This is a genomic window from Bradyrhizobium sp., assembly GCF_016462955.1.
Lineage (GTDB): Bacteria > Pseudomonadota > Alphaproteobacteria > Rhizobiales > Xanthobacteraceae > Bradyrhizobium.
This window is the reverse complement of sequence record NZ_JAEMSD010000084.1, coordinates 2,657-10,303: the sequence shown is the minus strand read 5'-3', so window position 1 is coordinate 10,303 and position 7,647 is coordinate 2,657. Positions and strand designations below refer to the sequence as shown.

Genomic DNA, 7,647 nt, shown 5'->3' with positions numbered 1-7,647 from the left:
GCCCCCGCAGACCCCGTCGAAGCGGGCCTTCCAGCGCTCCGGCAGCCAATTCTGCTGCGTGCTGTTGATCAGGACGGCCAGTGTGCCCGTGGTCATTCGAAGTGCCTCTTTCAGTTCCGCTCGAGAAGGCTCTCCTTGGCACGATCTGCCGGATTTTTCTTGCAATTTTTTTCCGCAGCCCTGTCGGGGCGAGGCATATTGGCGCGTCCTTAGAACAGACGAGGAAAGTGCCGCTCATGCTCTACGCCATCCTTTGCTATCACGATGAGGATTTCGTCGGCTCCTGGAGCAAGGACCAGGACGAGGCCGTGATGAAGAAGCTCGCCGTGGTGCAGGAGAATCTCGCCAGCCAGGGCCGGCTCGGGCCCGTGGCGCGGCTGTTGCCGACCACGGCGGCGGCGACGCTGCGCAAGGAAGACCCGCCGCTGGTGCTCGACGGTCCCTATGCCGAGACCAAGGAGCAGCTGCTCGGCTTCTATATCGTCGACTGCAAGAACCTCGACGACGCGCTCGACGTCGCGCGCGAGCTGGGCTCTGCCAATCCCGGCGGCGCCTACGAGGTGCGTCCCGTCGGCGTGTTCAGGCCCGGAGGAATCTGACGTGAGCGAGGCCGACACCGCCTGGATCGAGACTGCGCTGACCTCGGCGCGACCCCAGGCGGTGGGCGCCCTGCTGCGCTATTTCCGCGATCTCGATACCGCGGAGGAGGCGTTTCAGAACGCGTCCTTGCGCGCACTCAAGGCCTGGCCGCAGAACGGGCCGCCGCGCGATCCCGCCGCCTGGCTGATCATGGTCGGCCGCAATGTCGCGATCGACGAGGTGCGCCGCGCCCGCAGGCAGCAGCCGCTGCCGGAGGACGACCAGGCGATCTCCGATCTCGACGACGCGGAAGGCGCGCTGGCCGAGCGCCTCGACGGTTCGCACTATCGCGACGACATCCTGCGGCTGATGTTCATCTGCTGCCACCCGCAACTGCCGGCGACGCAGCAGATCGCGCTGGCGCTGCGCATCGTCTCGGGCCTTACCGTGAAGCAGATCGCGCGCGCCTTTCTGGTCTCGGAAGCGGCGATGGAGCAGCGCATCACACGGGCCAAGGCAAAGGTTGCCGAGGCCGGGACGCCGTTCGAGACGCCCGGGGCGGTAGAGCGCTCCGAGCGTCTCGCGGGCGTTGCCGCGATGATCTACCTGATCTTCAACGAAGGCTATTCGGCGAGCGGGGACACTGCGGAGATCAGGAAGCCACTCTGCGAGGAGGCGATCCGGTTGGCGCGATTGCTGCTGCGGCTGTTTCCGAGCGAGCCGGAGATCATGGGCCTGACGGCGTTGATCCTGTTGCAGCACGCCCGCAGCGCCTCGCGCTTCGCCGCAGATGGCTCGCTGGTCCTGCTGGACGACCAGGACCGGTCCCTGTGGAACGGTACCATGATCGCGGAGGGCCTCGCCCTGATTGACAAGGCGATGCGCCACCGCCGCAGCGGGCCCTACCAGATCCAGGCTGCAATCGCCGCGCTGCATGCGCGCGCGGCAACGCCGCAGGAGACCGACTGGACGCAGATCGACCTGCTCTACGGCGCGCTCGAAGTCGTGCAGCCGTCCCCGGTGGTGACGCTCAATCGCGCGGTCGCCGTCTCCAAGGTGCGCGGGCCACAGGCCGCGCTCGAACTGATCGAGCCGCTCGCGACCAAGCTCGCCAATTATTTCCATTTTTACGGCGTGCGGGGCGCCTTCCTGATGCAGCTCGGCCGCAACGACGAGGCCCGAATAGCCTTCGACCGCGCCATCGCGCTCGCCAACACCTCGGCCGAAGCCGCTCACATCCGGATGCATCTCGACCGCCTGATCCGGGACAGCCAGCCGAAGGCAAAGGAAAGCGCGAAGGCGAAGTGACGCGGGACGCGTCATTCCTGGTCTGGTCCTTCGGACCGCCCGGAATGACGTCAAAAAAACATTCAGTTGATTGTCGGCCCCCGCCGTTCGCGTTCGTCCTTTGCGCGTATCACCGGGAGCCCTCCATGCTGAAAGCCATTGCCATCATCGCCGTCGTGCTGGCCATCGGGCTTGCGGGTATCCTCGTCTTCGCCCTGACGAAACCCGACACATTCCGCGTCGAGCGCAGCCTCGCCATGAAGGCGCCGGCGGGCGCGATCTACCCGTACGTTGCCGATTTTCATCGCTGGACCGCCTGGTCCCCGTATGAGAGCCGCGATCCCGCCATGAAGCGGACTTTCGGCGGAGCTGCGGACGGCAAGGGTGCAACCTACGCCTGGGACGGCAACAACAATGTCGGCGCCGGACGCATGGAGATTCTCGACGCGAACGGGCCCTCCAAGCTGCGCATCAAGCTCGATTTCGAGCGGCCGTTCGAGGGCCACAACACCGCCGAGTTCACCTTTGTGCCGCAGGGCGATGCCACACTCGTCACATGGGCGATGTACGGTCCGGCCCCATTCCTGTCCAAGCTCATGCAGGTGTTCATCAACATGGACAGCATGATCGGCAAGGATTTCGAGACCGGCCTCGCCAGCCTGAAAAGGCTCGCCGAGAAGCAATAGGTCCCACAGCCAGCGAAGAGGAGAGAACGATGCTCAATCCCTATCTGTTCTACCAAGACAATTGCGAAGCGGCGTTCAACTATTACGCCAGGATTCTGGACGGCAAGATCGAGGCGATGATGCGCGCGTCGGACGCGCCGCCGGAGGTGCCGGCGACGCCAGGCCGCGAGAAGATGATCATGCATGCGCGGATGTCGTTTCCCGATGGCAGCGTGCTGATGGCATCCGACGCCCCGGCCGAACATTTTAACAAGCCGCAGGGCTTTTCGATCTCGATCACGGTCACGGATCCCGCGGATGGTGAGCGCAAGTTCAACGCGCTCGCCGACGGCGGCAGCGTCACCATGCCCTTCAGCAAGACCTTCTGGGCAAAGGGCTTTGGCATGTGCACCGACAAATTCGGCATTCCCTGGATGGTGAACTGCCCGGCCGAGGGTATGTGACGGGCGCGGCCGGCCGTTGGTTCTCCTACCTAACTGATCCGGTGACGTCCTGGCGCGACGGCGAGGACTCCACACAGCGAGGGCAGATCACGAGCTTGCTGCCGAGCTGCCGGTCGTTCTCCGCCTGTATTTCGTCATGCACCGTCCACCACGCCTCGGAATAGGGGCGCAAGGTGCCGAGCACCTTTTCCCGCTCCTGATTGGGATCAGGTGCCGCCGGCGCGCCGTCCGTGACGCGCCGTTTGGCGACATGCGGACGGTTCGGATCCTTGCCAAGACCATCCCATGCGAAGGAGCGACGTTCCTGCGCCGGGGCGTCTGCGCATCCGATCAGCACTGTACAAAAAGTGAGCAAGATGAAGCCGTGCCGAATCATGCCGGGCCTTTGCCTCCGTAAACGACGCGAACAATCCACTGGGACGCGCGCGTCGTCGGTTCAATGGAACTCAAGGCAAAACAAACTCGCCGGCCTACGAATCGTACTCTCGCAGCAGATTGCGGCGCAATGAAGCGCGTGGTGAATCCAACTGCATCGCACAACAATTGGCGAAATATTGGGCTATGAACTGCATGCTGGAATCGCTATTTTTTCATAAAAGTTACAAATTCGGGATGGACGTTTTGGAGGGGAGCGACCGATGGCGGCGGCGCTGCAAATCAATTTTGCTCTTTGGGGAATGCTCATCTGCGCCAGCGCGAAGCTGATGCCGGCGTTACAGTCTCTCTTTTGAGAGACGCAACCGGCGCCCGCTCGCGCTAATCCTTCTGCGCACGCTGGCAGCGAGCGCAGCGGCCGTTGCCGGTTGCATCAGCGACAACGCGGATAGATCGCGGCGAGATCTCGCCCCTTCAACAGCAGCAGCCGTGAGGTAAGGCCGCCGCGGCGACTGATCCACTCCCGCACCGGGCTGGGATAGGCCGCAAGCACCGCGACCGATGCTTCCGGCTCCGCGTAGAAGCGTCCGCGCCGGTCGACCGAACGCGCGGCGTGGAAGCCCAGCACGGCCCGTTTGGTGACGCAGATGCGCTCACCAGGCACGATGCTCAGCACCAGCGTGCAGGCGGACAGGCAGGGACCGTCGATCACGACGCGCTCGCCGCTGTCGCGCACTTTCTCGAACAGATCGAGGAACGGCCCGACCTGTCCACCCGGAGACTGGATGATGCGGATTTCAGCCGCCGCGGGCGTGACGGCGAGCAGCGCGGATGCGAGCATCAGGGCCGTCAGGAATGAGATGCGTCGCATGAACTCTCCACCAACTCGCTCTTGCAGGATGGGCAAAGCGTCGCGCGCCCGGCATTGCCGCCTCATATCCGGAGAAATGATGAGCAGGCCGCTTGCACGCCTTTGCCAACCCTACAAATCTCGTGCCTACCCATTCCGTCGTTGCCCGCGCAGCGTCGGCAGGCCGATCCCGGCTGCATCGAAGCCGCCATCCACGGCCAAAATTTGGCCGGTGATGTAACTCGCGCTTCCCGAGCACAGGAAGTAGATCGCCTCCGCGAGCTCTTCCTCCAGGCCGTAGCGGTTGAGCGGAATGGCGTCGTGATAGTCGGCGCGGATCTCCTTGGTGTGCACCTGCTTCGCCATCGCGGTGTCGACCGGCCCCGGCGCGACCGCGTTGACACGGATGTTGAGGGAGGCGAGCTCGACCGCGAGCTGCTTGGTGAGATGCGCAAGGCCCGCCTTGCTGGTGCCGTAGGCCGAGCGCAGCGTCGAGGCGCGCACCGCCGAGATCGAGGTGATGTTGACGATGGCGCCGCCATGGCCTTCGCGCATCAAGGGTATCGCCGCCTTGGTGCAGAGGAACGGCCCGGTGAGGTTGACTTCGAGCACGCGGCGCCAGTCGGCTTCCGAAGTCTCCATCAGCGGTGCGAACACTGCGATCCCGGCATTGTTGACGAGCGCATCCAGCCGGCCAAACCGGTCCTCGATCGCCGCGATCGCATCGCTCACGGCAGCTTCGTCCGAGACGTCGCAGGTCAGGGCCAGCGTCGCATCGTCTCGGCCGATCTCGGCGACGGTGCGGCCGAGCAGCTCGCCCTCGATGTCGAGCAGCGCCACGTGCCAGCCCTCGGCGAGGAACTTCTTCGCGGTCGCAAGCCCGATGCCGCGTGCGGCTCCGGTGACGAGGGCGACTTTTTGCGAGGCTTGCGGCATAGGCTGATCAGTCCTTCTGTCGGAAACGGAAGCTTTTGAGGCGGCCGGCGCCCTTTTACTTCGCTTTCGTCCCGACGAGGAAGTACTTATGCCGGAGCTCGCGCATGCACCGCCACCCCGAGGGCCCGCTCGTTCAGCGGTCCCGGAAGAATGGCCGAGATCGGGGAGTGGGCGCCTACGCCAGCTCCGCGGAGGCGCGCTGCATGTTGGCTGACATGTCGGCCGTCACGATGCTCTGCTCCTCGACTGCGGCGGCGGTGGAGGCGATGAACTCGTTCACGGCGGCGATCGCGGCCTTGATCGCGGTGAGGGAGCCGGCGACGTCGCCGGAGATGACGTTCAGGGCGTCGATCTCCGAGGTGATGGTGTCAGTCGCCTGCTTGGCCTGGCTCGCGAGGTTCTTCACCTCGGAGGCGACCACCGCAAAACCTCGGCCGGCCTCGCCCGCACGGGCCGACTCGATCGTGGCGTTGAGTGCGAGCAGGTTGATCTGGCTGGTGATGCCGGAAATCATCTCCACGATGCCGCTCATTGCTTGTGCGGCCGCGGCCAGTTTCTGGGCCTGACTGTCCGCGGACTCGACCCGCGTCGTCGCGACCTTGGATGTCTCGCGCGATTTCGCCATGGTTTCGGAGATCTCGCGGATCGACGCACTCATCTGCTCGCTGCCGGCCGCAACCGCGTCGATCAGCCCGCGCGCATTGTCGGCCTTCTTGCGGCCGATCGCCTGCGCGGTGATGTCGGTGGCGTATTTCACCACCTTGTAGGGCTTGCCGTTGAGATCGAAGATCGGGTTGTAGGATGCCTGGATCCAGATCTCTCGACCGCCCTTGGCGATCCGCTTGTATTCGGCGGCCTGGTATTCGCCGCGGTTGAGGGTCTCCCAGAACTGGCGATAGGCCGCCGAATTCCTCTCGTTCGGCTCGACGAACATGGAATGGTGCTGGCCCTTGATCTCGGCCAGCGAATAACCCATCGCCTTCAGGAAATTCTCGTTGGCGGTGCGGATCGTGCCGTCCATGTTGAATTCGATCACGGCCTGCGACTTCTGGATGGCGGCGAGCTGGCCGTCATTGTCGGCGGCCTTCATCTTCTGCGCGGTGACGTCGGTAGCGAACTTCACCACCTTGAACGGCTTGCCGTTCTCGTCGAGGATCGGATTGTAGGTGGCGATGATCCAGATTTCCTTGCCGCCCTTGCCCAGCCGCTTGTATTCGGCTGCCTCGTACTCGCCGCGATTCAGCTTGGCCCAGAAGGCAGCATAGGCGGGGCTGGCGCGGTCTTCCGGCGTTACGAACATACTGTGATGCTTGCCCCTGATCTCGTCGAGCGAGTAACCCATCGCGCTCAGGAAATTCTCGTTCGCGCTGATGATGGTGCCGTCCATGTTGAACTCGATCACCGCCTGGGCGCGATTGATGGCGGCGATCTTGCCGGAATCTTCCATGGTCTTGATCTTGGATGCGGTGATGTCGGTCGCGAACTTGATGAAGCTGACGACCTTGCCGTTCTCGTCGCGCAGCGGCGCATAGGAGGCGTGGACCCAAACTTCCTTGCCGCCCTTGCCGAAGCGCTTGTATTGCGTGGTCTGGAACTCGCCCCGGTTGAGGCTGGCCCAGAAGTCGCGATAGCGGGCGCTCTCGCGCTCGACCGGACTGACGAAGATGCTGTGGTGCTTGCCCTTGATCTCGGCGAGCGTGTAGCCGCTCATCTTCAGGAGGTTCTCGTTGGCATCGAGTATGGTGCCGTCGAGGTCGAATTCGATCACGGCCTGCGAGCGGTCAAGCGCCTCGACCTCTGCGATAGCATGCCTGATCTTCTTGCTTTGGAAATTGAACACGTGAGCTCCGCAATGTTCCCGGTGGCAAATTGGAGGATCGTCGTACGGGTGTGGAAGGAAAAAGTTGCATGCTCTTCTTGAGCATCTGTAAACTAAGGGAGAGCCCGATTGAGTTCCGCGATTTTACGGCGTGCTTTTTAAGTCATTCAACTCTTGGGCGTTTCAGCTCCATATGCACGATGGAGTTCATAAAGCGACCCGTAGTTGTACGGGAGGGGCGCGCATTATTTTTCCGGTTTGCGCTAGTCGAGTCCAAAAATTCGCGTCGACGTGTCGGTTCGCCGGACCTTTGTTCGTCTTGAAGGCGAGGGCGGCGGCTCGCACCTGCTCTCCCTGACAACCAGGGTAAGGAGCACCATGCGATTCATGATGTTGATGATCCCGCTCGGCTACGAGGCTGCGCCGCCGGACGTGCAACTCGATCCGGAGCGTGTCGCGGCGATGATGCGCTACAACAAGGCGCTCGAGGATGCCGGCGTGTTGATCACGCTGGACGGCCTGCACCCGCCGTCGATGGGTGCTCGCGTTTCGTTTGTGACCGGCGTTCCGGTCGTGACCGACGGACCGTTCATCGAAGCCAAGGAAGTGCTGGGCGGCTACTGGATGATCGAGGTTGCCTCGCGCGCGGAGGCGATCGCGTGGGCCAGGAAG

The 7,647-nt window shown here is 63.4% G+C and carries 9 protein-coding genes; 5 read left to right on the top strand and 4 right to left on the bottom strand.

Going from position 1 to position 7,647, the window contains the following annotated elements; translation table 11 throughout:
* Window positions 1-236: 236 nt before the first annotated feature.
* From JHD07_RS11855 to JHD07_RS11840, 4 genes are all read left to right on the top strand, one after another.
* Entirely contained in the window at window positions 237-599 is a 363-nt protein-coding gene (locus tag JHD07_RS11855; protein WP_291622184.1) for a YciI family protein, read from the top strand.
* Between the two features lies 1 nt (window position 600).
* Window positions 601-1,887, top strand: a complete 1,287-nt coding sequence (locus JHD07_RS11850; RefSeq protein ID WP_291622182.1) for an RNA polymerase sigma factor — start codon at window positions 601-603, stop codon at window positions 1,885-1,887.
* Between the two features lie 125 nt (window positions 1,888-2,012).
* Window positions 2,013-2,552: an SRPBCC family protein gene (locus JHD07_RS11845; RefSeq protein ID WP_291622180.1), complete on the top strand. Its 540-nt coding sequence runs from the start codon at window positions 2,013-2,015 to the stop codon at window positions 2,550-2,552.
* A 29-nt stretch (window positions 2,553-2,581) separates the two neighbouring features.
* Window positions 2,582-2,995, top strand: coding sequence for a VOC family protein (locus JHD07_RS11840; protein ID WP_291622178.1), 414 nt, complete (start codon window positions 2,582-2,584; stop codon window positions 2,993-2,995).
* 25 nt (window positions 2,996-3,020) lie between these two features.
* Here JHD07_RS11840 and JHD07_RS11835 read toward each other — a convergent pair whose 3' ends face one another.
* From JHD07_RS11835 to JHD07_RS11820, 4 genes are all read right to left on the bottom strand, one after another.
* Window positions 3,021-3,371 (bottom strand): hypothetical protein, encoded by a 351-nt coding sequence (locus JHD07_RS11835; RefSeq protein WP_291622176.1) that lies wholly within the window; start codon window positions 3,369-3,371, stop codon window positions 3,021-3,023.
* Between the two features lie 432 nt (window positions 3,372-3,803).
* A complete protein-coding gene (locus tag JHD07_RS11830; protein ID WP_291622174.1) occupies window positions 3,804-4,241 on the bottom strand; it encodes a hypothetical protein in 438 nt (145 codons plus the stop codon).
* Between the two features lie 126 nt (window positions 4,242-4,367).
* Window positions 4,368-5,156, bottom strand: a complete 789-nt coding sequence (locus tag JHD07_RS11825; RefSeq protein ID WP_291622172.1) for an SDR family oxidoreductase — start codon at window positions 5,154-5,156, stop codon at window positions 4,368-4,370.
* A 175-nt stretch (window positions 5,157-5,331) separates the two neighbouring features.
* Window positions 5,332-6,996 (bottom strand): PAS domain-containing methyl-accepting chemotaxis protein, encoded by a 1,665-nt coding sequence (locus JHD07_RS11820; RefSeq protein ID WP_291622170.1) that lies wholly within the window; start codon window positions 6,994-6,996, stop codon window positions 5,332-5,334.
* A gap of 357 nt (window positions 6,997-7,353) precedes the next feature.
* Between JHD07_RS11820 and JHD07_RS11815 the strand changes: the two genes are divergently transcribed.
* Window positions 7,354-7,647: YciI family protein (locus tag JHD07_RS11815; RefSeq protein WP_291622168.1), on the top strand; the 294-nt coding region annotated here is incomplete at its 3' end.

Coding starts and splice junctions, on each gene's coding strand:
- JHD07_RS11855 (WP_291622184.1), top strand. CDS start 237: ATGCTCTACGCCATCCTTTGCTATCACGATGAGGATTTCGTCGGCTCC.
- JHD07_RS11845 (WP_291622180.1), top strand. CDS start 2,013: ATGCTGAAAGCCATTGCCATCATCGCCGTCGTGCTGGCCATCGGGCTT.
- JHD07_RS11840 (WP_291622178.1), top strand. CDS start 2,582: ATGCTCAATCCCTATCTGTTCTACCAAGACAATTGCGAAGCGGCGTTC.
- JHD07_RS11835 (WP_291622176.1), bottom strand. CDS start 3,371: ATGATTCGGCACGGCTTCATCTTGCTCACTTTTTGTACAGTGCTGATC.
- JHD07_RS11830 (WP_291622174.1), bottom strand. CDS start 4,241: ATGCGACGCATCTCATTCCTGACGGCCCTGATGCTCGCATCCGCGCTG.
- JHD07_RS11825 (WP_291622172.1), bottom strand. CDS start 5,156: ATGCCGCAAGCCTCGCAAAAAGTCGCCCTCGTCACCGGAGCCGCACGC.